This is a genomic window from Allobosea sp. FG18 (genome assembly GCF_057809495.1).
On sequence record NZ_JBMDKB010000014.1, the window covers coordinates 134,950 to 158,529 of the forward strand.

General features: G+C 66.9%; 23 protein-coding genes. 13 read left to right on the forward strand and 10 right to left on the reverse strand.

The annotated features are described in order from the left end of the window. Window positions 1-153 precede the first annotated feature (153 nt). Entirely contained in the window at window positions 154-2,496 is a 2,343-nt protein-coding gene (gene glyS / locus ACODTJ_RS16665) for a glycine--tRNA ligase subunit beta (protein ID WP_454657863.1), read from the reverse strand. Beyond that, window positions 2,496-3,398, reverse strand: a complete 903-nt coding sequence (locus ACODTJ_RS16670; protein ID WP_454659027.1) for a glycine--tRNA ligase subunit alpha — start codon at window positions 3,396-3,398, stop codon at window positions 2,496-2,498. Before ACODTJ_RS16670 ends, glyS begins: the two co-directional genes overlap by 1 nt. Window positions 3,399-3,654: 256 nt before the next feature. Between ACODTJ_RS16670 and ACODTJ_RS16675 the strand changes: the two genes are divergently transcribed. From ACODTJ_RS16675 to ACODTJ_RS16685, 3 genes are all read left to right on the forward strand, one after another. Then, complete coding sequence (locus ACODTJ_RS16675; RefSeq protein ID WP_454657864.1) at window positions 3,655-3,927, forward strand: hypothetical protein; 273 nt, start codon at window positions 3,655-3,657, stop codon at window positions 3,925-3,927. Window positions 3,928-4,045: 118 nt separating this feature from the next. Further along, on the forward strand, window positions 4,046-4,330 hold the full coding sequence (locus tag ACODTJ_RS16680; protein ID WP_454657865.1) for a hypothetical protein: 285 nt from the start codon (window positions 4,046-4,048) through the stop codon (window positions 4,328-4,330). Between the two features lie 155 nt (window positions 4,331-4,485). After that, a complete protein-coding gene (locus ACODTJ_RS16685; RefSeq protein WP_488849471.1) occupies window positions 4,486-4,794 on the forward strand; it encodes a hypothetical protein in 309 nt (102 codons plus the stop codon). Here the strand turns inward: ACODTJ_RS16685 and ACODTJ_RS16690 are convergent. Both ACODTJ_RS16690 and ACODTJ_RS16695 read right to left on the reverse strand, forming a co-directional pair. Then, on the reverse strand, window positions 4,785-5,570 hold the full coding sequence (locus tag ACODTJ_RS16690; protein ID WP_454657867.1) for a tRNA1(Val) (adenine(37)-N6)-methyltransferase: 786 nt from the start codon (window positions 5,568-5,570) through the stop codon (window positions 4,785-4,787). The genes ACODTJ_RS16685 and ACODTJ_RS16690 overlap by 10 nt on opposite strands. Next, window positions 5,563-5,787 (reverse strand): putative signal transducing protein, encoded by a 225-nt coding sequence (locus ACODTJ_RS16695; protein WP_454657868.1) that lies wholly within the window; start codon window positions 5,785-5,787, stop codon window positions 5,563-5,565. The genes ACODTJ_RS16690 and ACODTJ_RS16695 overlap by 8 nt, the downstream gene beginning before the upstream one ends. Before the next feature lie 254 nt (window positions 5,788-6,041). On the opposite strand from ACODTJ_RS16695, the gene ACODTJ_RS16700 reads away from it, so the two are divergent. Together ACODTJ_RS16700 and ACODTJ_RS16705 are read left to right on the forward strand one after the other, a co-directional pair. Next, a complete protein-coding gene (locus ACODTJ_RS16700; protein WP_454659028.1) occupies window positions 6,042-6,977 on the forward strand; it encodes a polyprenyl synthetase family protein in 936 nt (311 codons plus the stop codon). A 10-nt stretch (window positions 6,978-6,987) separates the two neighbouring features. Further along, complete coding sequence (locus ACODTJ_RS16705) at window positions 6,988-7,569, forward strand: NUDIX domain-containing protein (protein WP_454657869.1); 582 nt, start codon at window positions 6,988-6,990, stop codon at window positions 7,567-7,569. Window positions 7,570-7,588: 19 nt separating this feature from the next. Here the strand turns inward: ACODTJ_RS16705 and ACODTJ_RS16710 are convergent, their stop codons facing one another. The 3 genes from ACODTJ_RS16710 to ACODTJ_RS16720 all read right to left on the reverse strand — a co-directional run bounded on the left by ACODTJ_RS16710 (window position 7,589) and on the right by ACODTJ_RS16720 (window position 12,598). Beyond that, window positions 7,589-8,458: a 4-(cytidine 5'-diphospho)-2-C-methyl-D-erythritol kinase gene (locus tag ACODTJ_RS16710; protein WP_454659029.1), complete on the reverse strand. Its 870-nt coding sequence runs from the start codon at window positions 8,456-8,458 to the stop codon at window positions 7,589-7,591. Between the two features lie 32 nt (window positions 8,459-8,490). Next, entirely contained in the window at window positions 8,491-10,257 is a 1,767-nt protein-coding gene (locus ACODTJ_RS16715) for a tetratricopeptide repeat protein (RefSeq protein WP_454657870.1), read from the reverse strand. A 661-nt stretch (window positions 10,258-10,918) separates the two neighbouring features. Continuing rightward, complete coding sequence (locus ACODTJ_RS16720; RefSeq protein ID WP_454657871.1) at window positions 10,919-12,598, reverse strand: electron transfer flavoprotein-ubiquinone oxidoreductase; 1,680 nt, start codon at window positions 12,596-12,598, stop codon at window positions 10,919-10,921. A 171-nt stretch (window positions 12,599-12,769) separates the two neighbouring features. Here ACODTJ_RS16720 and ACODTJ_RS16725 point away from each other — a divergent pair, with 171 nt between their 5' ends. The 4 genes from ACODTJ_RS16725 to ypfJ all read left to right on the forward strand — a co-directional run bounded on the left by ACODTJ_RS16725 (window position 12,770) and on the right by ypfJ (window position 17,151). Continuing rightward, on the forward strand, window positions 12,770-13,594 hold the full coding sequence (locus tag ACODTJ_RS16725) for a uracil-DNA glycosylase (RefSeq protein ID WP_454657872.1): 825 nt from the start codon (window positions 12,770-12,772) through the stop codon (window positions 13,592-13,594). A gap of 115 nt (window positions 13,595-13,709) precedes the next feature. Beyond that, complete coding sequence (locus ACODTJ_RS16730; RefSeq protein WP_454657873.1) at window positions 13,710-15,140, forward strand: cytochrome ubiquinol oxidase subunit I; 1,431 nt, start codon at window positions 13,710-13,712, stop codon at window positions 15,138-15,140. Between the two features lie 11 nt (window positions 15,141-15,151). Beyond that, window positions 15,152-16,156 carry a cytochrome d ubiquinol oxidase subunit II gene (gene cydB / locus ACODTJ_RS16735; RefSeq protein ID WP_454657874.1) on the forward strand — a complete coding sequence of 335 codons (1,005 nt, stop codon included), beginning with the start codon at window positions 15,152-15,154 and terminating at the stop codon, window positions 16,154-16,156. Between the two features lie 107 nt (window positions 16,157-16,263). Further along, complete coding sequence (gene ypfJ / locus ACODTJ_RS16740; protein ID WP_454657875.1) at window positions 16,264-17,151, forward strand: KPN_02809 family neutral zinc metallopeptidase; 888 nt, start codon at window positions 16,264-16,266, stop codon at window positions 17,149-17,151. Between the two features lie 134 nt (window positions 17,152-17,285). On the opposite strand, the gene ACODTJ_RS16745 is transcribed toward ypfJ, so the two are convergent. After that, a complete protein-coding gene (locus tag ACODTJ_RS16745; RefSeq protein WP_454657876.1) occupies window positions 17,286-17,411 on the reverse strand; it encodes a hypothetical protein in 126 nt (41 codons plus the stop codon). A 150-nt stretch (window positions 17,412-17,561) separates the two neighbouring features. Then, window positions 17,562-18,047, reverse strand: coding sequence for a hypothetical protein (locus tag ACODTJ_RS16750; protein WP_454657877.1), 486 nt, complete (start codon window positions 18,045-18,047; stop codon window positions 17,562-17,564). A gap of 212 nt (window positions 18,048-18,259) precedes the next feature. On the opposite strand from ACODTJ_RS16750, the gene ACODTJ_RS16755 reads away from it, so the two are divergent. The 4 genes from ACODTJ_RS16755 (at window position 18,260) to ACODTJ_RS16770 (ending at window position 22,485) form a co-directional block, all read left to right on the forward strand. Next, entirely contained in the window at window positions 18,260-19,366 is a 1,107-nt protein-coding gene (locus ACODTJ_RS16755; RefSeq protein WP_454659030.1) for a PA0069 family radical SAM protein, read from the forward strand. 81 nt (window positions 19,367-19,447) lie between these two features. Continuing rightward, the gene (gene rnhB / locus ACODTJ_RS16760) at window positions 19,448-20,059 is read left to right on the forward strand and encodes a ribonuclease HII (RefSeq protein ID WP_454657878.1); all 612 of its coding nucleotides are present in this window, start codon (window positions 19,448-19,450) and stop codon (window positions 20,057-20,059) included. Window positions 20,060-20,450: 391 nt separating this feature from the next. Further along, window positions 20,451-21,653, forward strand: a complete 1,203-nt coding sequence (locus ACODTJ_RS16765) for a site-specific DNA-methyltransferase (protein ID WP_454657879.1) — start codon at window positions 20,451-20,453, stop codon at window positions 21,651-21,653. 103 nt (window positions 21,654-21,756) lie between these two features. Further along, window positions 21,757-22,485 carry a peptidoglycan-binding protein gene (locus ACODTJ_RS16770; RefSeq protein ID WP_454657880.1) on the forward strand — a complete coding sequence of 243 codons (729 nt, stop codon included), beginning with the start codon at window positions 21,757-21,759 and terminating at the stop codon, window positions 22,483-22,485. On the opposite strand, the gene mutY is transcribed toward ACODTJ_RS16770, so the two are convergent. Then, window positions 22,464-23,540 (reverse strand): A/G-specific adenine glycosylase, encoded by a 1,077-nt coding sequence (mutY, locus tag ACODTJ_RS16775; protein WP_454657881.1) that lies wholly within the window; start codon window positions 23,538-23,540, stop codon window positions 22,464-22,466. The two genes, ACODTJ_RS16770 and mutY, sit on opposite strands and share 22 nt — an antisense overlap. Window positions 23,541-23,580: the final 40 nt, after the last annotated feature.

The following is a 23,580-nucleotide window of genomic DNA, read 5'->3' on the forward strand; positions in this document are numbered from 1 at the left end:
CTCTCCCGAATGGGAGAGGGGTAGGGGTGAGGAAAGGCCAGAGAACCAGTTCCGCTCGATGGCAACAGCATCGGTAGAGAGCGTAGAGCAAGGGTGATTGGCGGCCCTGCCCCTCTCCCATCCGGGAGAGGGGTTCCCCGCGCTGTCCGCGCCTTATCCGGCGATGCGGTCGAAATCCGCGACGGCGCGCGTCGCCTGGCGGAGCTGGTTGAGCAGCTTCAGCCGGTTGGCGCGCAAGGCCGGATCGGGATCGTTGACCGTGACCTTGTCGAAGAAGGCATCGACCGCCGGGCGGATTTCGGCGAGCGCGGCCATGGCGCCCTCGTAATCCTCGGCGGCGACGGCAGCCTCGGCCGTCGGCGTCGCCTGCGCCAGCGCGACGGCAAGCGCCTTCTCCTCGATCAAGCCGGCATCGGCGATGAGGTGCAGGTCGGGAGCGGCGGCGAAGGCGCCCTCCCCGTCCTTCTTCTCCTCGGCCTTGAGGATATTGGCGGCGCGCCTGTAGCCCGCGAGCAGGTTCCTGCCGTCCTCGGTATCGAGGAAGCGGCCAAGCGCGGCGACGCGACGGGTGATGAGGAGCAAGTCGTCATTGGCCGAAGCCCCCTCGCCCAGCACGGCGTCGGCGAGATCATGTCGCGCGCCCTGGTCGCGGAGCATGACCTTCAGGCGGTCGTGGAAGAAGGAGAGGAGATCGGTAGCCGCACTTTGCAGACGCTTTGGCAAGCCATGCGCCAACATCCAACGCACGATAAACGCCCGCGTATCGTCACCTTCCGCCAAGGAGACGAAATGCTGGTGATCAATCTCAAAGCGTTCTTGCAGATCGATGAATCGTACAGGGTAACCGGCTTTGGCAGTCGCCAGCGCTAATAGCCTAAGCTCTACACCTACGATTGATCGCACAAGCGCGGTGCCGAGAGGCAGCTTGACCCCATTCTCAACCACCAACCGGATCACACCCAACGCCGCGCGGCGCAGCGCATAGGGGTCCTTGCTGCCGGTCGGCTTCTCGTCGATGGCCCAGAAGCCAACGAGCGTGTCGAGCTTGTCGGCCAGCGCCACCGCCACCGAAACCGGATCGCTCGGCACGCGGTCGGAGGGCCCGAGCGGCTTGTAATGCTCCTCGATCGCCGCAGCGACCGAAGCGTCCTCGCCCTGCAGTTCGGCATATTTCCGGCCCATCAAGCCCTGCAGTTCCGGGAACTCGCCGACCATCTCGGTCGGCAGGTCGGCCTTGGCGAGCTTGGCGGCGCGCTCGGCCTTGGCCGGATCGGCACCGACGATCGTCGCCAGTTCCCGCGCCAGCGCGGCGATGCGCTGAACGCGCTCGCCTTGCGTGCCGAGCTTGGCGTGGAAGACGACGCCGAGCTTGTCGAGCTTGGCCATGCGCTGATCGAGCGGCTTGGCGAGATCGAGCCCGAGCTTTTCGGCGCTGTCCTTGAGGGTATCGAGGTCAGGCAGCGCGCCGCGATCGGTCTGCCAGAAATAGGCGGCGTCCGAGAGGCGCGCCCGCACGACGCGGCCATTGCCGGCGGTGATCGCCACGCCGCCATCGCTGGCGGCGAGGTTCGCGGTCAGCAGGAAGCGGTTGGCGATATTCCCGGTCACGGGGTCGCGCAGCACGAAGCATTTCTGGTTGGCGCGGATGGTGGCGCGGATCGCTTCGCCGGGGATGTCGAGGAAGCGCTCCTCGAAGGAACCCATCAGCACGACCGGCCATTCGACGAGGCCGGCGACCTCCTCCAGAAGCCCCTCGTCCTCGACGAGATCGAGCCCCTGCGCGAAGGCGAGGTTGCGGGCGTCGGTGAGGATGATCTCCTTGCGCCGGTCGGCATCGAGCACGACCTTCGCTTTTTCGAGCGAGGCGACGTAGTCCTCCAGGCGTTTCACCGTGATCGGGCCGGGCGCATGGAAGCGGTGGCCGTAGGTGACGTTACCCGAGATGATGCCGTCGACCTCGAAGGGCACCACCTCCGGGTCCTCAACCTCCGCGGCGCCGAAGGTACAGAGGATCGAATGCAGCGGGCGGACCCAGCGCAGGCTGGCGCCAGCCGCCGAGGCCTTGCCCCAGCGCATCGATTTCGGCCAGGGGAAGGCGCGGATCACGGCCGGCACGATCTCGGCGATGGCCGCGACGGTTTCCTGACCGGGCTTTTCGATGATGGCGACGTAGCTGTCGCCCTTCTTCGGATCGCTGACGATGGTCGCCTGATCGAGCGAGGTCAGGCCCGCAGCCTTGAGAAAGCCCTGCACGGCAGCGTCGGGGGCGCCGACGCGCGGACCCTTGCGCTCCTCGCGCACGTCGCGGCCGCGAACGGGGAGACCGGCGATGTGCAGCGCGAGCCGGCGCGGCGTCGCGAAGGCCTTGGCGCCCTCATAGACGAGGCCGCGCTCGACCAGCGCATCGGTGACGAGCTTCTTCAGGTCGTCAGCCGCCTTGCGCTGCATGCGCGCGGGGATTTCCTCGGAAAAGAGTTCAAGCAGAAGATCGGGCATCAGTTCGCTCCCCCGCCGTCGGTCTTCAACCAGGCCGCGCCGCAGGCCTTGGCGAGCTCGCGCACGCGCAGGATGTAGCTCTGCCGCTCGGTGACCGAGATCACGCCGCGCGCATCGAGCAGGTTGAAGGTATGGCCGGCCTTGAGGCACTGGTCGTAAGCCGGCTGGACCATGAGGTGCCGGTCGCCGGCCTCGCCCTTTTGCAGGAGGGCGCGGCATTCGGCCTCCGCCTCGGCGAAGCGCCTGAACAGGGCATCGGTATCGGCGTGCTCGAAATTGTAGCGGGAATATTCCTGCTCGGCCTGCAGGAAGACATCGCGATAGGTGACCTTCTCGTCGCCCTCGAGCCCGTTGAAATTGAGCTCCATGATGCTCTCGACGTTCTGCAGATAGCAGGCGAGGCGCTCGAGCCCGTAGGTCAGCTCGCCGGATACGGGCGCGCATTCGATGCCGGCCACCTGCTGGAAATAGGTGAACTGGCTGACTTCCATGCCGTCGCACCAGCATTCCCAGCCGAGGCCCCAGGCGCCCAGGGTCGGGTTCTCCCAGTCGTCCTCGACGAAGCGGATGTCGTGCAGGAGCATGTCGATACCGATCGCTTCGAGCGACTGGAGATAGAGCTCCTGCAGGTTCGGCGGGTTCGGCTTCAGGATGACCTGGAACTGGTAATAATGCTGCAGCCGGTTGGGGTTCTCGCCATAGCGGCCGTCCTTGGGCCGGCGCGAGGGCTGGACATAGGCGGCCCGCCAGGGCTTCGGCCCGAGCGAACGCAGCATCGTGCCGGGGTGAGAAGTGCCGGCGCCGACCTCCATGTCGTAGGGCTGCAGCACCACGCAACCTCGCTCGGCCCAGAAGCGCTGCAGCGTCAGCAGCAACCCCTGGAAGGAGCGGGTCGGGTCCATCGCCGGGGAGGAAGCCGGGATGGCGGAATGCGAGAGTGGCGCGGGGGCGGACAAGTGCCTGCAACCTTCCGATAACGAGGGAATGCTGCGGTGATTAGGGTTCGGGCCTGCCATGGTCAAGCGCGAGCCGGAACCGGACGCGGACAGGTTTCGTTCATAACCGGTCTGATATCGACACAGGCAACCGCACGGTTCGCGATGTTCGGGGCGAGCATTTGATGCCGGGCCGGCGGCTGCAAAACCAAGGAGTAAGCCCATGTTGACAACCCGCATCATTGCCGCCGCCTTCGGCGCCGCAACCTTGCTCGGTGCCGCCATGAGCAGCGCCCCGGCCTCCGCGGCCCCGATTTCCGCCGGCACGACCTTTGCCGCCGGCGCCGAGACCGGCCTCGTCCAGCAGGCCTGGCACTACGGCCGCCCGCATTACCGCCCGGGCCGCCCGCACTACCGCCCGCGCTGCTGGACCGAGTCCCGCCGCGTCTGGAACGGCTATCGCTGGATCCGGCGGACCGTGCGCGTCTGCCGCTGACGGCAGTGCATATCGCTGAAGGCGGACAGAACGGCGCGGGATCGCGCCGTTCACCTCCCAAGGGCCTGAGGCGATGAAGGACGACGGGCCTCCAGCGGCTGGACCGCTGGAGCGATCCATGGAGACGACGATGTTCCGGGCAGCCATCCTCGCAGCAGCAACGGCCGTCGTCCTCGGCGGCGGCGCCCTGATGGCGACATCGCCCGCTGCTGCGCCGGTCGCAGCTGCGGCAGGACAATCCGCCCAGGCGGGGCAGGACCTCGTCCGGTTGGCCCAGTACTACGGACCGCGCCGTCCTTACCGGGTGCGGCCTTCCTATCATCGCCCGCGCTGTTTCTGGTCCGAGCGTCGCGTCTGGGACGGCTGGCGCTGGGTGGTCCGCCCGGTGCGCATCTGCCGCTGAGCGGCGCCAAGCATGGCCGCAATGCGGCCATTGGCTGTAGGCAAACTGAACGACGCGCTCCTGTGCCGTTCAGGTTCGGGGTCCTAGTGTTCAATTCAAGGGCGGCGTTTTCATCCGACGGCAGGGACTGCCGACGCCATCTCATGGAGGTTTTCATGTTTCGGACAATGATCGTCACCATGGCGACCGCCGGCGCGCTCGGCGTGGCCGGCGTCGCCGCCACTCCCGCCTCCGCCACCCCGATCGGGGCTGCGCCGATCGCAGCCGTTTCTGCGGTCGCGAGCGAAGGCATGGTCCAGCAGGCGCAGTATTATTACGGCCAGCGCCGCTATTACGGGCCGCCGCGTTATTACGGACCCCGCTATTACGGGCCGCGGCGCTATTATGGTCCGCCGCGCTACTACGGCCCGCGACCCTATTACGGCCCGCCGCGCTTCTACGGCCCGCGCCCCTATTACTGGTAATCGGGCGCGAGGCGCTCGCGGCCGCGATGCACCGCATCGCTGAACGGGGTCAGCCTGCCATCGGCGCCATTGATCACGAAAGCCGGCAGCAGCGTTGCCGGCTTTCTGCTGTTCAGGATGGCGGTGACGATGATGCGGATCGCGGGCTTGTCGGCAAAGGCATGGATCGGGCGGACCGCGATCGCGCCGAAACCGGTTTCGAGACCGGCCAGCACCTCCGGCAGCGCCTCGACCCGGTGTATCAGCGCGAGATGCCCGCCCGGCCGAAGCAGGCGCCGGGCCGTGCGCAGCCAGGGCGCGAGCGCCCCTTCGGCGACATGGGCCGCCTTGCGATTGGGGACAGGCGAGGCCCTGCTGCCGCCCGGCGGATAGAAGGGCGGGTTCATCGCGACGGCGTCGAAGGAGGCCGATGCAAGGCCCAGCTCACCAAGAATGGCGGCGCGCGCCGTGACATCTCCGGCCACCACCGTCACGCGCCCTGCCAGCTCGTTTTGTCCGGCATTGCGTGCAGCCAGGGCTGCAAGCTCCGGATCGCGCTCCAGCAATGTGACGCGGAGGCCCGGTTGCAGCAGGGCCGCAGCAAGGCCGATCGTGCCGACGCCGGCCCCAATATCGAGCAAGGCCCGCTGCCCCAATTCCGGCAGGGCCGCCGCCAACAGAATCGCATCGCTGCCAGCGCGGTGCCCCTTGCGCGGCTGAAGCAGCTTCAATCGACCATCGAGCAGCCTGTCCTCGACGATCTCGCCCAGCGCCGAACCCGGTTCCATCTCACTCATCGCGCAGTTCTGCGCCGTAGCCGGCCTCGATCAGCAATGCACGCGCGCGCCTGCGATCGGCCTCGCGCACCAGCAAGCGGCGCGGGAAGGCGCCGATCATGCCCTCGAGCGAGCTGATATGCTGATCGGCGATCAGGCAATCGAGATTGGCCGAAGCCAGCAGGGCCTCGACGGCTCCGAGCAGGATGAGATCATTGGTGCGCATGAGTTCGTGCATGGCTCCATGGAGCCCAAGCACCCCACCCTGCGCAAGAGCCGAGCGCTTTCAGCCCCTCGCTCACGAAAAGGTGCGGCGTCACGCCGGTTTGCAGGGGCTGGCGTCCCATGCGACGGTTGTGGCATTGCACAAGCGCGCCGCCCGGCGCGAGAATCTGACCCGGAGTGTTTTCAGTGGGCGTCGTCGTCTCCCTCGAGGAACGGGAATCGAATCAGGCGAGCATCGAGCCGCTGGTCGCGCTGACGCGCACGGACATGGAACGCGTCAACGCGATGATCCTGTCGCGCACCGGCTCCGACGTGACGATGATCCCGGAGGTCGCCAACCACCTGATCTCCTCGGGCGGCAAGCGTTTGCGGCCGATGCTGACACTCGCCATGGCCGATCTCTGCGGCTATGCCGGCGACGGCCACGTCAAGCTCGCGGCCTCCGTCGAGTTCATGCACACCGCGACGCTGCTGCATGACGACGTCGTCGACGAGAGCGACATGCGCCGCGGCAAGCTCGCCGCCCGCATGCTCTGGGGCAACGAGGCGAGCGTGCTGGTCGGCGACTTCCTGCTCGGCCAGGCCTTCAAGATGATGGTCGAGGTCGGCTCGCTGCGCGCGCTCGACATTCTGTCGACGGCCGCCTCGGTGATCGCCGAAGGCGAGGTGCTGCAGCTCTCGGTCGCCAAGAACACGGAGACGACCGAGGACGAATATCTCTCGGTGATCCGCGGCAAGACGGCCGAGCTCTTCGCCGCCGCCTGCGAGGTCGGGCCGGTGATCGCCGGCTCCTCCAAGGCCGATGCCGCCGCCTGCCGCAGCTACGGCCTCAATCTCGGCATCGCCTTCCAGCTCATCGACGACGCGCTCGACTATGGCGGCGTCGCGGCCAAGCTCGGCAAGAATACCGGCGACGATTTTCGCGAGGGCAAGATCACCCTGCCGGTCGTGCTCTCCTTCCGCCGCGGCGACGAGGTCGAGCGTGCGTTCTGGAAGCGCACGCTGCAGGACGGCGAGATTCGCGATGGCGACCTGGAAGAGGCACGGACGATCATGCGCCGGCACAAGGCGCTCGACGACACGATCGCCCGCGCCGAGCACTATGCCCGGATGGCCAAGGATGCTCTCGGCCTGTTCCCGGCCTCGCCGATGAAACAGGCGCTCAACGCCGCCGTCGATTTCTGCGTCGCGCGGGCGCACTGAGCGGGCCGGCATGGCATCAGGTGACGAGCCTGAAATCGAGACCTTATCGTCGCGGATCGTCTACCAGAACCGCTGGATGAGCGTGCGCGAGGACGCCATCCGGCGGCAAGACGGCTCGCATGGCATCTACGGTGTCGTCGAGAAGACCGATTTCGCGGCGATCGTTCCCGTCGAGCCGGATGGCAGCATCCATCTCGTCGAGCAATATCGCTACCCTGTCGGAGGGCGCTTCTGGGAAGTGCCGCAGGGCTCGTGGGAGTCGAACCCGGAAGCCGATCCTCTGACAGTGGCCCAGGGCGAGCTGCGCGAGGAAACCGGCCTTCAAGCGGCTGACATGGTCAAGCTCGGCTATCTCTTCGAAGGCTACGGCTATTCGAACCAGGGGTGCCATATCTTCCTGGCCCGGCAGCTCACCCAACAGGCCCGCGATCTCGACCATGAGGAACAGGGCCTGATCTGCCGCCGCTTTCCGGCCTGCGAAGTCATGGCCATGATCGCGAGCGGCCAGATCCGGGACGCCATCACGGTCGCCGCCATCGGCCTGCTCGTGATGCGAGGCCTGCTGCCACAAGCCTTCGATTCGCCGCGCTGAAGCGGGCGACAAACCCTGATCACCCCAGCAGCGTCGGCTTGATCCACCAGTCCGGGCGCTCGCGCTGCAGCGCCTTCGCCGCGGCAGCGCTGGCCGTGCAATCGTCGAACAGCGCGTAACAGGTCGCGCCGGAACCCGACATCCGCGCCAGCCGGCAACCCGGCAGCGCCACGAGACGCTCCAGAACCTCGTCGATCACCGGCGCGACGCGCTGCGCCGGCGCGGCGAGATCGTTCGTCGTCGATGCAAGATATCCCGTCAGCTCCGCAGCCGATGCAGGCGCCACAAGCTCCGTCGCGCGCGCGTCGGCCAACGTCTCGCCGGCCTTGAGCCCGAGCGCGCGGAACACCGGAACCGTCTCGACACCGACGCCCGGATTGGCCAACACGGCGAAGAGCGGCGGCAACCTGAGCACCGGGCCAAGCTTCTCGCCGATCCCCGCCATCAGCCGCGCCCGCGAATCGAGGCAGACCGGCACGTCGGCGCCGACGCCCGCAGCGACCTCCGCCAGGAGCGGATCGGCCGGGGCGATACCGTTCAGGCGCGCGAGCAGGCGCAGCGCCGCAGCCGCATCGGCCGAGCCGCCGCCGATCCCGGAGGCGACCGGCAGGCGCTTGACGAGATGGAAACGCCCGAGGCGTAGGCCGGGGCGCGCGGCAGCTAGAGCGCGGGCGGCACGCAGAACGAGATTGCCGTCATCGACGGACAGCCCTTCGGCGCGGGGCCCGGCGAGCGTGAGGGAGAGCGGCGCGCCGGGATCGAGCGACAGCGTATCGCCCACACTGGCGAAAGCAACGAGGCTTTCGAGCTCGTGATAACCGTCGGCGCGCCGGCCGAGCACGCGCAGGTCGAGATTGACCTTGGCGCGGGCGCGCGTCGTCAGCGGCAGGGCCACGGCGTCAGGCCGGCGACTCGACAGCGTCAGCCGCCATCCTTCTTCGGGGCTTCGGTCGCATTGGCCGAAGGCTCCTCAAGACCGCGATCGATCTTGCGCAGGATCTTCTCTAGGTCCTCGGGCTCGGGCTTGAGATCGCGGGCATGGTTCCACTGGAACTTCGCCTCGAGCTGGCGGCCGGTGCGCCAATAGACGTCGCCGAGATGGTCGTTGATCACCGGATCGGAGGGGCGCAGCTCCGAGGCGCGCTCGATCTCGCGCGAGGCATCCTCGTAGCGGCCGAGGCGGTAATAGGCCCAGCCGAGCGAATCGATGATGTAGCCGTCGCGCGGGCGCAGTTCGACGGCGCGGCGCAGCATGTCGAGCGCCTCGTCGAGCTTGAGGTGCTTGTCGACCAGCGAATAGCCGAGATAGTTCAGCACCAGCGCGCGCTCGCGGCCGAGCGGATCGGGCAGGAGTTCCAGCGCCTTGCGCAGGTCGGCCTCGGCCTCGGGCCAGCGGTTGGTGCGCTCGCGAGCGATGCCACGGAAATAGAACAGGTCCCAGTTGGCACGGCCGGGCGAAGCAAGCTTTGCGATAGCCCTGTCATAGGCCGTTGAGGCCTCAGCGAACTGCTTGCGCGAGCGATAGATGTTGCCGAGCGCGGAGAGCGCGTCGACATCGTCCGGGCGCTCCGCGATCACCTTGTCGAGATGCTTCACGGCCTCTTCGGGCTTGCCGAGATTCTCCAGCGCCAGACCGGCCTGGATCTCTGCATTCGGACGCAACGGCGAGGTCGCCGGCATCTTGTCGTAGACGGCGACGGCGTCCTCCGGCTGGCGGGCGCGCTCCAGGATGTCGCCGAGCGTCAGGATGGCGAGGTCGTGGCCGGGGTCGAGATAGATCGCCATGCGCAAGTAGAGCAGAGCGGCCGCCTCGTCGCCCTGGCGGTTGCCGGCGCTGGCGAGGCCGTAGAGCACCTCGGCGGCGCCCTGCTGCGGGGTCGAAATCTGGCGCGACGGCGCATCCTTCTTGCCGACGAGCGCCATGCCCTCGCGGATGACGGGGTGATTCGGCAACAGGCGGTCGAAAGCGGCATAGGTTTCGGCCGCGCCGTTGAAATCGCCACTGCGGGCCTGGAAGCGCGCCCAGAGGTCGACCAGCCGGAGCGTGGTCTTCTCGGCATCGTAGGCCGATTTCAGCCGCTTCTCCGCATCGGCCTTGCGGCCGGCGGCATCGAGGATCAACCCGGCGTGATAATCGCGGAAGAGGTTGTAGGACGGCTCGCCCTTGAGACGCTCCAGCGTCTCGATCGCGCGGCGGGAATTGCCCGAGCCGAGATAGGACCATGCCGAGAGCAGCGTCGCGGTGATATCGGCCGCGCGGCCCCTGCCCCCGCGCTGGAGGTGGTTGCGCGCGGTCTGGTAGCTCTTCTGCTTGATCGAGCGGATGCCGATGACGAGCTGAGCGAGGCCGTTGCTCGGGTCCTGCTGGATCAGCTTGTCGGCGGCCCGGAAGGCGTCCGGCATGGCGCCGTCGGCCAGGAAGGCGACGAAGGCGCGCTCGGTCAGGTCGTTGTTCTGCGGGTCTTCCTTGATCGCCTCGCGCAGATAGACGGAAGCCGCGCCGAGATCGCGCGAGGCGCCGGCGACGATGGCCGCGAGGTAATTGCCTTCCAGGCTGTCGCCCGGCTCAAGCGTGTCGGCCGCACGCGGTTGCGTCGCGCCCTGGGCGACGGCCACGGCTGGCAGGAACATCAACAGCGACAGCGCAGCAGCCGTGCCGGAGGCACGCACCTTCTTCAAAAATGTCACGACTGCCATTCTCCCTCGGTCCGCGGATTCACCATCTCGGGGCGCACTTTTCCAGCGGACCGTGATCACTTCGCGTAGGCCGCCAAGATGGCGGTTTCCGGGCGGGCGGGCAAGCCGGCCAGCTACTCAATGCGCCGGTTTCGTAGCAACCGCGCAACACTCGCCGAAATCCGCATGACGGAAGGGTCGACACCGAAAAACAGCCACCATTGCGCAGGGATATCAGGCCATATTCGCCCTTGTCTGCAGATATTGCAGCGATTCCACTGGGACTGTTCCAATGAAGAAGATCATTCTGAGCGTTGCCGCCGTCGCGCTCCTCGGCGGCTTCGTCGCCGGCTGCGCCAAGACCGAGACCAAGCCGGCCGCCCCGATCGTCCGCAAGGGCTGATCGGCCCCAGGCCTGACGACAAAGGGCGCGCCTCCCGGCGCGCCCTTTTTGTTTCAGCGGATGGGCATGCACGCCGATTGTCATTCCGGGGCGCACTGTAGGTGCGAACCCGGAACCCACGACCGGGTGAGACACTCGATTCGCGTTTGTTGGCGGCTCACCCAGTCGTGGGTTCCGGGTTCTTCGCTCCGCGAAGCCCCGGAATGACAAGAGCAGCGTCCACTCAGAACGACCAGACCGTCGACCGCACCGGAGGCAAGCCGAGCAGGATCACATATTCGCGTAGCCGGGCCCGCCGCCGCCTTCCGGCACCGTCCAGGTGATGTTCTGGGCGGGGTCCTTGATGTCGCAGGTCTTGCAGTGGACGCAGTTCTGCGCGTTGATCACGAAGCGCGGATTGCTCTTCGTCTCGGCGTTCTCATAAACGACCTCGTAGACGCCCGCCGGGCAGTAGAGCCGCGCCGGCTCCCCATAGAGCGGCAGGTTCTGCGAGATCGGGACCGACGGGTCGGTCAGCTTCAGGTGCGCCGGCTGGTCTTCCTCGTGATTGGTCGAGGACAGGAAGACCGAGGAGAGCTTGTCGAAGGAGATCTTGCCGTCCGGCTTAGGATAAGTGATCGGCGGGACTTCGGAGAGCGGCTTCAGCGTCGCGAAATCCGGCTTGCCGTGCTTGAGCGTGCCGAAGGGCGACCAGCCGAAAAGCTGGTTCAGCCACATATCGATGCCACCGAGCCCGATGCCGAGGAAGGTGCCGAACTTGGACCAGAGCGGCTTGACGTTGCGGACGCGCTTCAGGTCCTTACCGATAGCGCTGCCGCGCCAGCTCGCCTCGATCTCGACGACCTCATCATGCTTTCGGCCCGCCTGCAGCGCCGACACCAGCTTCTCCGCTGCCAGCATGCCCGACAGGATGGCGTTGTGGCTGCCCTTGATGCGGGGCACGTTGACGAAGCCCGCCGCGCAGCCGATCAGCGCGCCGCCTGGGAAGGTCAGCTTCGGCACGGACTGCCAGCCGCCCTCGGTGATCGCGCGCGAGCCGTAGGCGATGCGCTTGGCGCCCTCGAAGGTGTCGCGGATCAGCGGATGCGTCTTGAAGCGCTGGAACTCGTCGAAGGGCGAGAGCGTCGGGTTCTGGTAGTTCAGGTGCACGACGAAGCCGACCGAGACCAGGTTATCGTCGAAATGGTAGAGGAAGGAGCCGCCACCCGTGCTGTTGTCGAGCGGCCAGCCGAAGGAGTGCTGGACGCGGCCCTTGTGGAACTTCTCCGGCTTGACCTGCCAAAGTTCCTTCAGGCCGATGCCGTATTTCTGGGGCTCGCGACCCTCATCGAGGGCAAACTTCCTGATGGCGATCTTGGAGAGCGAACCGCGCGCGCCCTCGCCCAGGAGCGTATAGCGACCACGCAGCTCCATGCCGCGGGTGAAGCGATCCGAGACCGTGCCGTCCTTGGCGATACCCATGTCGCCGGTGGCGATGCCGGCGACGGAGCCGTCCTCGTTGAAGAGGAGTTCGGCGGCGGCGAAGCCCGGATAAATCTCGACGCCGAGCGCCTCGGCCCGCGCGCCCAGGAACTTCGCGACCAGCCCGAGCGAACCGACGAAATTGCCGTGATTGTTCATCAGCGAGGGCATGCCGAAATTCGGCAGGCGGATGCCGTTCGGCTGCGTCAGGAAATAGAAGATGTCCTCCTTGACCTCGGTGGTCAGGGGGCGATCGGGGTCCTCGCGCCAATCCGGCAACAAACGGTCGAGGCCGATCGGATCGATGACCGCGCCGGAGAGGATATGGGCGCCGACCTCGGCGCCCTTCTCGACCACGACGACGGAAATGTTCTCGTCGAGCTGCTTCAGCCGGATCGCGGCGGCCAGGCCCGCGGGGCCCGCACCGACGATGACGACGTCATAGTCCATGCTCTCGCGCGGTTCGCTCTGCGCTTCCTTGAGATCCATCCTGCCCTCCGCCTCAGCGACCACGCCGCATGATAGTTTATATATGAACTATTTTGCCGGGTCGTTCAATGCCGGCTTTCGTCCAGTCTGGAACCCCTCTATCCAAGCGCGCGTTCCATTTTGCAACTGCGTCGGCTCGCGAAGCAGCCTTGCACGGTATAGGATGCGCCAATGAGCCTGTCCGATGCAGTCGGCCCCGACGCGCCCGATCCCTATGAGTTGCTGAGCTGGTACGCCGAGATGGGCGTGACCGAGGCGCTCGACGAGACGCCGCGCAACCATTTCGCCGATCCGGTTCCCGCTGGGGGCAATGGACAGCCGCGCCTGCGCGCCCTGCCCGGCCGCCCGGCTGCGCCGGCACGGCCGATGGCGGCTGCAGCGACGGCACCGGACGATGCGGCGGTCAGCGCCAAAGCACTAGCACGCGAAGCGCGCACGCTCGACGAGTTGAAGACGGCATTGGCCGGTTTCGAGGGCTGCGCGCTGAAGGCCACCGCAAAGAACCTCGTCTTCGCCGATGGCAATCCCGAAGGCCGGGTGATGATGGTCGGCGAGGCGCCGGGCGCCGACGAGGACCGAATCGGCCTGCCCTTCGTCGGGCGCTCCGGGCAATTGCTCGACCGGATGCTCGCCGCCATCGGGCTGAGCCGGAAGGAAGACGTCTATATCGCCAACCTGCTGCCATGGCGTCCGCCCGGCAACCGCACGCCGACGCCGCAGGAGGTCGCGATCTGCCTGCCCTTCATCCAGCGCCAGATCGAACTCGCCGATCCCGACATCCTGGTCTGCGTTGGCGGCCCCTCGGCGCAAGGCCTGCTCGGCTTCACCGGCATCCTGCGCTCGCGCGGCAAATGGGTGGAATACGACACCGGCGCGCGGCGCATCCGGGCGATCGCGACCCTGCACCCAGCCTATCTGCTGCGCCGGCCGCTCGACAAGCGCCTCGCCTGGCGCGACCTGCGTGCGCTCAAGGCCGCGCTCGACGGGAAGAATTGACGCAGCGACGTTGCGCGCAGGCGCAGCACAAGGCAGACTTGCATTAGATCACATCCAGAAGCGCCCCTTTGGGCGGAACCCAGCGCCTTGGCAGTGCGGCCGACGGAGTTCTGCGATGGTCATCGATGCATTCCTGCTCTCACGCATCCAGTTCGCCTTCACGGTTTCCTTCCACATCGTCTTTCCCGCCTTCACGATCGGGCTTTCGGCCTATATCGCGACGCTGCTCGGGCTGTGGCTGAAGACGGGCGATGCGAAATTCCATCTGCTCGCGCGCTTCTGGACCAAGATCTTCGCAGTCTCCTTCGCCATGGGCGTGGTCTCCGGCATCGTGCTGTCCTACCAGTTCGGCACCAACTGGAGCCGGTTCTCGACGGCGGTCGGCAACGTCATCGGACCATTGATCGGCTACGAGGTGCTCTCGGCCTTCTTCCTCGAGGCCTCCTTCCTCGGCGTGATGCTGTTCGGCTGGAAGCGCGTACCGCCCTGGCTGCATTTCTTTTCCGCCGTCATCGTCGCGGGCGGCACGGCGCTCTCGGGCTTCTGGATCCTCTCGGCCAATAGCTGGATGCAGTATCCGGCCGGCCATGAAGTGCGCGACGGCATCGCCTATCCCGTCGACTGGATGAAGATCGTCTTCAATCCGACTTTCCCCTTACGCTTCGCCCATATGATGACGGCCGCCTATCTGACGACCGCCTTCGTCGTGCTCGCGACCGGGGCGCGACACCTGCTCGCCGGGCACCGCACCGAATCGGCCAAGACGATGGTGCGGATGGCGATCCTGATGATCGCCCTGACCGCGCCGCTCCAGGCCGTGATCGGCGATTTCCATGGCCGCGACACCGCGACCTACCAGCCGGCTAAGCTCGCCGCGATCGAGGCGCACTGGGATTCGTCGAAGCCCGGCGCGCTCGTGCTCTTCGCCTGGCCCGACGAGAAGGCCGAGCTCAACCGGTTCGAGATCTCGATCCCCGGCGTCGCCAGCCTCGTCACCCATGGCAGCATGAACGCGCTTTTCCCAAGCCTGAAGGATTTCAAGGTCGAGGATCGCCCGCCCGTGCTCATCCCCTTCTTCGCCTTCCGGGCGATGGTCGGGATCGGCGTGCTGATGATCCTGTTCGGCTGGGTCGGCGCCTGGCTCTGGCGCAAGGGCACCGTCTTCGAATCGCGGCGCTGGCTCTGGATCGCGCAATACACCTGGCCGGCCGGCTTCATCGCCATCCTCTCCGGATGGTTCGTGACCGAGGTCGGACGCCAGCCCTGGCTGGCGACGGGCATCATCCGCTCAGCCGACGCCGTCTCGCCGGTCACGACGCTCCAGGTCGCAATCTCGCTCGCCCTGTTCGTCTGCGTCTATTCCGTCGTCTTCACAGCCGGGACCCTGCTGATCAACCGCCTGATCGACAAGGGGCCGGACGAGATATCCGGCGAGGATGCGCCGGAGCAGCCGTCGCAGCGTCCGCTCAAGGCGGCGCAGGGGGAGGCCGCCGCGATCTTCGGCGACGGCAAGCCCGGCGACGACAAGATCCAGCCCGCGATCTGAGGAGACAATCCATGGAATGGTATCTCCCCGTGATCTGGGCCGGGCTGATCGGCACCGCCGTGATGCTCTACGTCGTGCTCGACGGTTTCGACCTCGGCATCGCCATCCTCTTCCCGACGACGAAGGACGAGGGCGAGCGCGACCAGATGATGAATTCGGTCGCGCCGTTCTGGGACGGCAACGAAACCTGGCTGGTGCTGGGCGGCGGCGGGCTCTGGGTCGCCTTCCCGCAGGCCTATGCCATCATCATGCCCGCCTTCTACATCCCGGTCATCCTGATGCTGCTGGCGCTGATCTTCCGCGGCGTCGCCTTCGAGTTCCGCTGGGTCGCCAAGCCGCATCACCACCGCTGGGACCTCGCCTTCTGGCTCGGCTCCACAGTCGCCGCCTTCTCGCAGGGGCTGATCCTCGGCGGGCTGATCCAGGGCGTCACGGTCGCGAACGGCCAGTTCGCCGGCGGCCCGTTCGACTGGCTGACGCCCTTCACCGTGATGTGCGGCCTCGGCGTTGTGGTGGGCTATGCCCTGCTCGGCGCGACCTGGCTGATCTTCAAGACCGAAGGCCCGGTCGCGGAGCGGGCACGCCGGCAGGCCAGGACGTTGCTGCTGGCGCTGATGGGCTTCGCCGCGCTGGTTTCGCTGTGGACGCCCCTCGCGCATCCGCGCATCGCCGAGCGCTGGTTCACGCCGGGCAATCTCGCCCTGCTCTGGCCCTTCCCGGTGCTGACGGCGTTCTGCGGCTACATGGCCTGGAAGCGGCTCCACGGCGCGCATGAATTCACGCCCTTCGCCTTCACCATCGCGATCTTCCTGCTCTGCTTCCTCGGGCTGTCGATCTCGAACTTCCCCTATCTCGTGCCGCCCTCGGTGACGATCTGGGATGCGGCGGCCGCGCCGTCCTCCCATATCTTCGTGCTGATCGGCGTCGCCTTCCTGCTGCCGATGATCCTGTTCTATACCGCCTTCGTGTACTGGACCTTCCGCGGCAAGGTCAGGATCGACAGCGGCTACCACTGAGCGGAACCTCCGCAGTCACCGGGCGTTCAGGAGCAGCCTGCAAAGACGACTTGAGTTCCCCGCATCTCCCGGCGAGATTGCGGGGGAGCTTCGCCAGGGATGCCTTCATGCAGTGGGAAGATTACCGCCAGTCCGACAATCTCGAGGACCGGCGCGGCAGCGGTGGTGGCGGCGGCTTCGCCGGCATGCCCGGCGGACGCGGCGGCGTCGGCATCGGCACGATGGTGGTGCTCGGCCTGCTCGGCTGGGCTCTCGGCATCGACCCGCGCCTGCTCATCGGCGGCGCCGAACTGATCGGCGGCATCGGCGGACGCCCGCAGACGCAGGAGACGCGCCGGTCCTCCGGCCCGCCACAGGACGAGATGGGCCGCTTCGTCTCGGCCGTTCTGGCGCAGAACGAGGATGTCTGGTCGAAGATCCTGCCGCAGCAGGCCAATACCCGCTATCAGCCCCCCCGGCTCGTGCTGTTCTCCGGCGTCGATCGCTCGGGCTGCGGCACCGCGCAATCGGCGATGGGGCCGTTCTATTGCCCGGTCGACAAGAAGGTCTATCTCGACACCTCCTTCTTCCAGGAGATGCAGCGCAAGCTCGGCGGCGGCGGCGACTTCGCCTATGCCTATGTCGTCGGCCACGAGGTCGGCCACCACATCCAGAACCTGCTCGGCATCCTGCCCAAGGCCAATCAGCTCCGCGAGCGCTCCTCCGAGCGCGACGCGAACGCGATCTCGGTCCGGATCGAGTTGCAGGCCGACTGCTTCGCCGGTGTCTGGGCCCACAACATCCAGGCCATGGGCCGGCTCGACCAGGGCGATATCGAGGAAGCGCTGCGCTCGGCTGCGGCGATCGGCGACGACAAGCTGCAGCAGGCGTCGCGGGGCGTGGTCGTGCCCGATTCCTTCACGCACGGCTCCTCGGCGCAGCGCACGCGCTGGTTCAATGTCGGCTTCCAGTCGGGCTCGATGCAGCGCTGCGATACGTTCCGGAACCCGGTCTGACGCGACACCCGCTGTCCCGGGCGGCCATTCCGGCAAGACCCGGAAAACAGAACGGGCCCGAACCGGGCCCGCGACTTCCAACATTCGGCGCGGAGGGCTGAAATCCAGCCCTCCGCTTCGTTTTCATGGAGCCTTCAGCTCCAGAATCCTTCCTGATGCACGCGAGGCGAGAACGTATCCTCGTCCTCCTGCTGTTCCTCGCGCTTGTCCTCGTCGCGCTCGGCTTCGAACGCAGAACAGGGATCGTGCCGTTCAAGCATGGGTCTCTCCTTTCGAGGGTCTGAGGGAGGTGCTTTGGCAATCGTCTACATACGAACTTATGCTGAATCGCACAAGTTTCCGAGAAAAATGCGCCCAGCCATGCATTCCAAGCATAACGAATCCAGGACATCGCAGCTTGCCGAAACGGCCTAGCCCGCCCGCTCCCGCTGGACCGGCAGTCGCACCGGAGCCCGGTCTAGACGGCCGACCAGCGCCATCGCCTTTGGCATGACCAGCCCTGCCCCGAGCGCGCGCCCTCCCATAGAGAAGGCGACCCGCTCGCGCAGCGATGCGGCAACCCCGCGCGACGGAATCAGGGCCGGCTTCCCCGCTGCGAGCAGCAAATGGCGCTCCACCGCCTGGACCCAATGGGCCTGCGGCACATCGCCGGCCTCGAACAGAACGAGGCGATCGCCGCGGGCCCCGGCGGCGCCATTGCGCCAGGCGCTGTTCTTGTCGGCACGCAGATAGCGGGCACCAGTCGCGTCGGCCGCCCGCTCGATCTCGGGCGAGCCCGTCGTGTCGACGATGACCGCATGGCCGAGAAAGCCCTCGGCGACCGCCGGAATCAGCACCGCAAGCGTCGCGGCAAGCGCCTGCTGGGAACCATCGCTGCGGATCACGGCTGTGAGCATGAGCAAAACCCTATGCCGCAACGCAGCATGCCACAATCCCGCCGCTTGCCTTTTGTTCCCTATATGTTCACTCTACATGAGACCAAAAGGCACCGATTCCCGGTGCGCGACCCGGTTCGAAAACCATGCCACAGGCCAGCCCCACTTCCCGGCCCTTCCCGGCGGCCCAGCCCCTGCGGCGGGCCGACAGGGAGCCGAGCGTCTCGGCGCCCATGGTCGCACCGGCCGACCCGATGGCCTATGCCGGTCACCGCATCGATCCCGACAGGCGGCGCGGGCGCGGCGCCACGATCAATCCGGGCGGCCGATTCGAGGCCGAGCAACGCGTCGCCGACGACGACGGCTGGGGCTCGCTGGAGGAGCTGCCGCCGTTCTCGACCGAGATCGCCTATGAGAAGGCGCGCACCATCATCACGCGCAACGACTCGCCCGATATCTCCTTCGACCGCTCGATCAATCCCTATCGCGGCTGCGAGCATGGCTGCGTCTACTGCTTCGCCCGGCCGACCCATGCCTATCTCGGCCTGTCGCCGGGGCTCGATTTCGAGAGCAAGCTGACGGCCAAGCCCGATGCGGCGGCGCTGCTGGAGAAGGAACTCTCCTCGCCATCCTACCAACCGCGCACGATCGCGATCGGTACCAATACCGACGCCTACCAGCCGATCGAGAAGAAGCTCAGGATCATGCGGCAGATCCTGGAGGTGCTGGCGAAGTTCAACCACCCGGTCGGCATCGTCACGAAATCGGCGCTGGTGCAGCGCGACATCGATATTCTCGCGCCAATGGCGGAGAAGGGGCTGGTCAAGGTCGCCCTCTCGGTGACCACGCTCGATCCCAAGACCGCACGCGGCATGGAGCCGCGCGCCGCCTCGCCCGCCAAGCGGCTGGAGACGATCCGCAAGCTCTCCGAGGCCGGCATACCCGTCACGGTGCTGGTCGCGCCGATCATCCCGGCGATCAACGAGCACGAGATCGAGCGCATCCTCGACGCGGCGAAGGCAGCGGGCGCGGAGGCTGCCGGCTACGTCCTGCTCCGGCTGCCGCTCGAAGTCCGCGACATCGTGCAGGAATGGCTGCTGACGCACCATCCCGACAAGCTCAGGCATGTGATGTCGCTGATCCGCTCGACGCGCGGCGGCAAGGATTACGATTCGCAATGGGGCCAGCGCATGGTCGGCTCCGGCCCCTATGCCTGGATGATCGGGCGGCGCTTCGAGATGGCTGCCGAGCGCATCGGCTTCAACACGACGCGCCTCCGGTTGCGGACGGATCTTTTCGTGAAGCCGGAGAAGGAGAAGGCACAGCTGAGCCTGTTTTGAAGGTTGGTTTCGCGGCTCTCAGCGGTGGAGCACGCTTTTACCGCTCTGGCCCGGCGACTTAACCTGCTGCATAACCCCGCCATGCCCGCCGATTTCAGCCGCGAGACCTCCGCCATCGCCCAAGGCCTATGGCCGCTCGCCGGCATCGACGAGGTCGGGCGCGGGCCGCTTGCGGGCCCCGTGGTTGCCGCTGCGGTGATCCTCGACCCGGCTCGAGTGCCAGATGGACTCGACGATTCGAAGAAGCTTCCAGCCGCGATCCGCGAAGAGCTGTTCGGCGAAATCATGGAACGGGCTCTGGCCGTCGCCGTCGCCAGCGTCACGGCGGTCGAGATCGACGCCATCAACATCCGCCAGGCGACGCTGCTCGCGATGCGCCGGGCCGTGGCGGCGCTGCCGCTGACGCCATTGCATATCCTGGTCGACGGCAACGACCCACCACAATTCGCCTGCTCCTGCGAGGCGATCATCCAGGGCGACGGGCAGATCGCCTCGATCGCGGCGGCGTCCATCATCGCCAAGGTGACGCGTGATCGGATGATGGCGCGGCTGTCCCAGCGCTACCCCGCCTATGACTTCTCCAGCCATGTCGGCTACGGCACGCCTGCGCATCGCAAGGCGATTGCCGCGCACGGCCCCTGCCCCGAGCACCGCTATTCCTTCGCGCCGGTGAAGGGCGTCTGGTTCCGGTAAAGACGCGCATCCTCGCGCCTCGGTTCTCGATGGGCAGGGAGCCCCGGCCTGCCTCCTGTGAACTCGACCGTATTTCACTCCGTCATGCTCGCCCTCGTGGCGAGCATCCACGTCTTGAGCACCGCCCCGTCGAAGGAAGGCGTGGATGATCGGGACAAGCCCGACCATGACGGGAAACACCGCTCCCGGGCCCCATCGAGCCCCCCGCCCGAGCTGCCGCAACGGCAGCCCCAGACGTTAACCGCCGTTTACGAATTTCGCTTGATTCACAATGGGCTAGGCAAAAATTGCAGCCCCAGAATGACACGCATTTTTTTCAAAGCAGAAACCCGACCTTTACCCTGTCTGACCAATATCGCCCTCGTTGAAGTTGCGTAACGGTCTTGGCGTCATGGGTATTCTGCGTACCGGGACCGCCAGTGCTCCCGTCCGGATTCAGGTTTCGCGTACCGGACGGCCTGCACTGGGGGCTCGGATGAAGGCCAAGAGCCTTCCCGAACAAATCGGCATCCCTCGGGAGCTGCCGCTCGATCAGATCCTCGTCGGCGACTGCGTCGCGGCGATGAACGCGCTGCCGCCGGCAAGCGTCGACCTGATCTTCGCCGATCCTCCCTATAATCTCCAGCTTGGCGGCGATCTGCGCCGGCCCGACGACAGCCTCGTCGATGCCGTCGACGACGACTGGGACAAGTTCGCCTCCTTCTCCGACTACGACCGCTTCACCCGCGACTGGCTGTCGGCCGCGCGCCGCATCCTGAAGCCGGACGGAGCGCTGTGGGTCATCGGCAGCTACCACAACATCTTCCGCGTCGGCGCGACGCTGCAGGATCTCGGCTTCTGGATGCTGAACGACATCGTCTGGCGCAAGGCCAATCCGATGCCGAATTTCCGCGGCCGGCGCTTCACCAACGCGCATGAGACGCTGATCTGGGCTGCGCGTGGCGAAAGCTCGAAATACACCTTCCACTATGAAGCGCTGAAGGGCGGCAATGACGACCTGCAGATGCGCTCGGACTGGTATCTGCCCCTCTGCACCGGCGACGAACGCCTGAAGGACGACAACGGCGCGAAGGTCCATCCGACGCAGAAGCCGGAGGCGCTGCTCGCCCGCGTGCTGCTCTCGGCCTCGAATCCCGGCGACGTCATCCTCGACCCGTTCTTCGGCACGGGCACGACCGGCGCCGTCGCCAAGGCACTCGGCCGCCATTTCATCGGGCTCGAGCGCGATCCGGTCTATGCCAAGGCGGCGCGCGAGCGCATCGCCGCGGTGACGCCGCTGGCGCCGGAAGCGTTTTCGACCGCCCCCTCCAAGCGGAGCGAGCCGCGCGTGCCGTTCCTCAGCCTGGTCGAAGCCGGGCTGGTGAAGGCGGGCGAGACCGTCCACGACGAGAAGCGCCGCTACAAGGCCACGGTGCGGGCCGACGGCACGCTGCTGCTCGGCCCGGCGGTCGGCTCGATCCACAAGGTCGGCGCGCTGGCCCAGGGCCTGCCGGCCTGCAACGGCTGGACCTTCTGGCACGTCGAGCGCGATGGCGGATTGACCGTCCTCGATGCCCTGCGCGGCGAGATCAGGGCGCAGATGGCGGCTGCCTGAACCGGCGGGCGCCAGCGCCCGGCCCTCCCGTCATTCGTTCAGAGGATGCACGCCCGCCGCCCGCGAGCGCATGTTCGCCCGCATGACATAGTGGGGCGGCGACATGGCGACGATCCTCAAGAACGGCTCCCGTGGACCCGAGGTCAAGGCGCTCCAGGAAGCGCTGAACGCCAAGCTCAAGCCGGTGCCCAAGCTCGTGCCCGACGGCCAGTTCGGCACCTTCACACATAACGCGGTCGTCGCCTTCCAGCGCAAGAACTGGCTGGTCGAGGATGGCCAGGCGGGGCCTGCGACCCAGGCCTGCCTCTACGATACCGAGGCCTTCGCGCCGATCCTGCACAACGTCCCCTTCATCGCGCAGCCGACCAACACGACCTGTTGGGCGACTTCGACGGCGATGATGAAGAAATCGACCGTGCCGATCATAATCGCCAAGACGCCGCCGGATATGATCGCCTCCGATGGCGGGCTCTTGAACTCCTCAGAAAGCGACCAGGCGATCGTGACTGGCCAGCGTTATGGCCGCATCCACGGGCTGCGCTGCAACGCGCCGCAATCCTGGTCGGTGGAGCAGCTCAGGCAGGCCGTTTCGCGTGGGCCGCTGATGTTCGACATGCTCTGGCGCGTCGACGAGTACACCGCCGGCCGCGGCAGCCCCGGCCATATGATCGTGATCGTCGGCATGCGCGGCGACGGCAATCCGGACGGCACCGGCACGACGCTGCGCATCCATGATCCCTGGCCGCCGAACCGTGGCAAGATCTATTCGAAGGGCTATTTCAAATGGTCCGTCGAACTGCCGACGATGACCTATCGCGTCTTCGAGCTGTAGAGCCCGGCGCGCTCGACCACCTTCAGCATCAGGCTCGGCAACGGCTCGCCGGCCAGGTTCGCCAACGGCGTGAAGCGCATGCCGGCCGGTGCTGGCGTGCGAGCCGGAACGCTGCCGGTGAACACGGTCAGTTCCAACGGGAAATGCGTGAAGACATGGCGGACCGGCTCTGCCGCCTGCGTCCAGCTCAAGGGCAAGGGCGCGTCCTGCGCGGCACCGTCGAGTTCGTAATCGGCGCGCCATTCGCTGGTCGGCACCTCGGCCATGCCCCCGAGCAGGCCCTTGGCCGGCCGCGTGCGCAGCAGGATCGCGCCATCCTGCCGGATCAGCACGAAGGCCGCGCCATAGCGCGTGACGCCGGCCTTCTTCTTCGCCTTGCGGGGAAAACTCTCCTGCGTTCCGGCGATGCGCGCCCGGCACGGCTCGCGCCAGGGGCAGAGGCTGCAGGCGGGATTGCGCGGCGTGCAGATGGTGGCGCCGAGATCCATCAGCGCCTGGGCGAAGTCGCCCGGCCGGCCGTGCGGCAGCAGCGCCAGCACGCGCTCGCGAATCAAAGGACGAGCACCGGGCAATTCGTCCGCGATCGCGAAGAGCCGGGTCATGACGCGCTCGACATTGCCGTCCACGGCTGCGGCCGGCCGGTCGAAGGCGATCGCCGCGACGGCGCCGGCCGTATAGGCGCCGATGCCCGGCAGGTCGCGTAGCCCCTCCTCCGTATCGGGGAAGCGGCTGCGATGGTTCTCCACCACCGCCTTGGCGCAGGCATGGAGGTTGCGGGCGCGGGAATAGTAGCCGAGCCCGGCCCAGGCCTGCATGACCTCCTCGGACGGCGCCTCTGCGAGCGCCTTCACGGTCGGGAAGCGGGCCATGAAGCGCTCGTAATAGGGCTTCACCGCCGTGACCGTGGTCTGCTGCAGCATGATCTCGGAGGCCCAGACCCGGTAGGGATCGGGCCGCTCGCCCGCATTCGCGCGCCATGGCAGCGCCCGGCGATGGCGGTCGTACCAGGCGAGAAGGGCGGCGGCGCAGGCGGGAGGGGCGGCTTCCAGGCTCATCAGGTTCAAACTACAGCCTTCAAGGACGGGATCCACACCT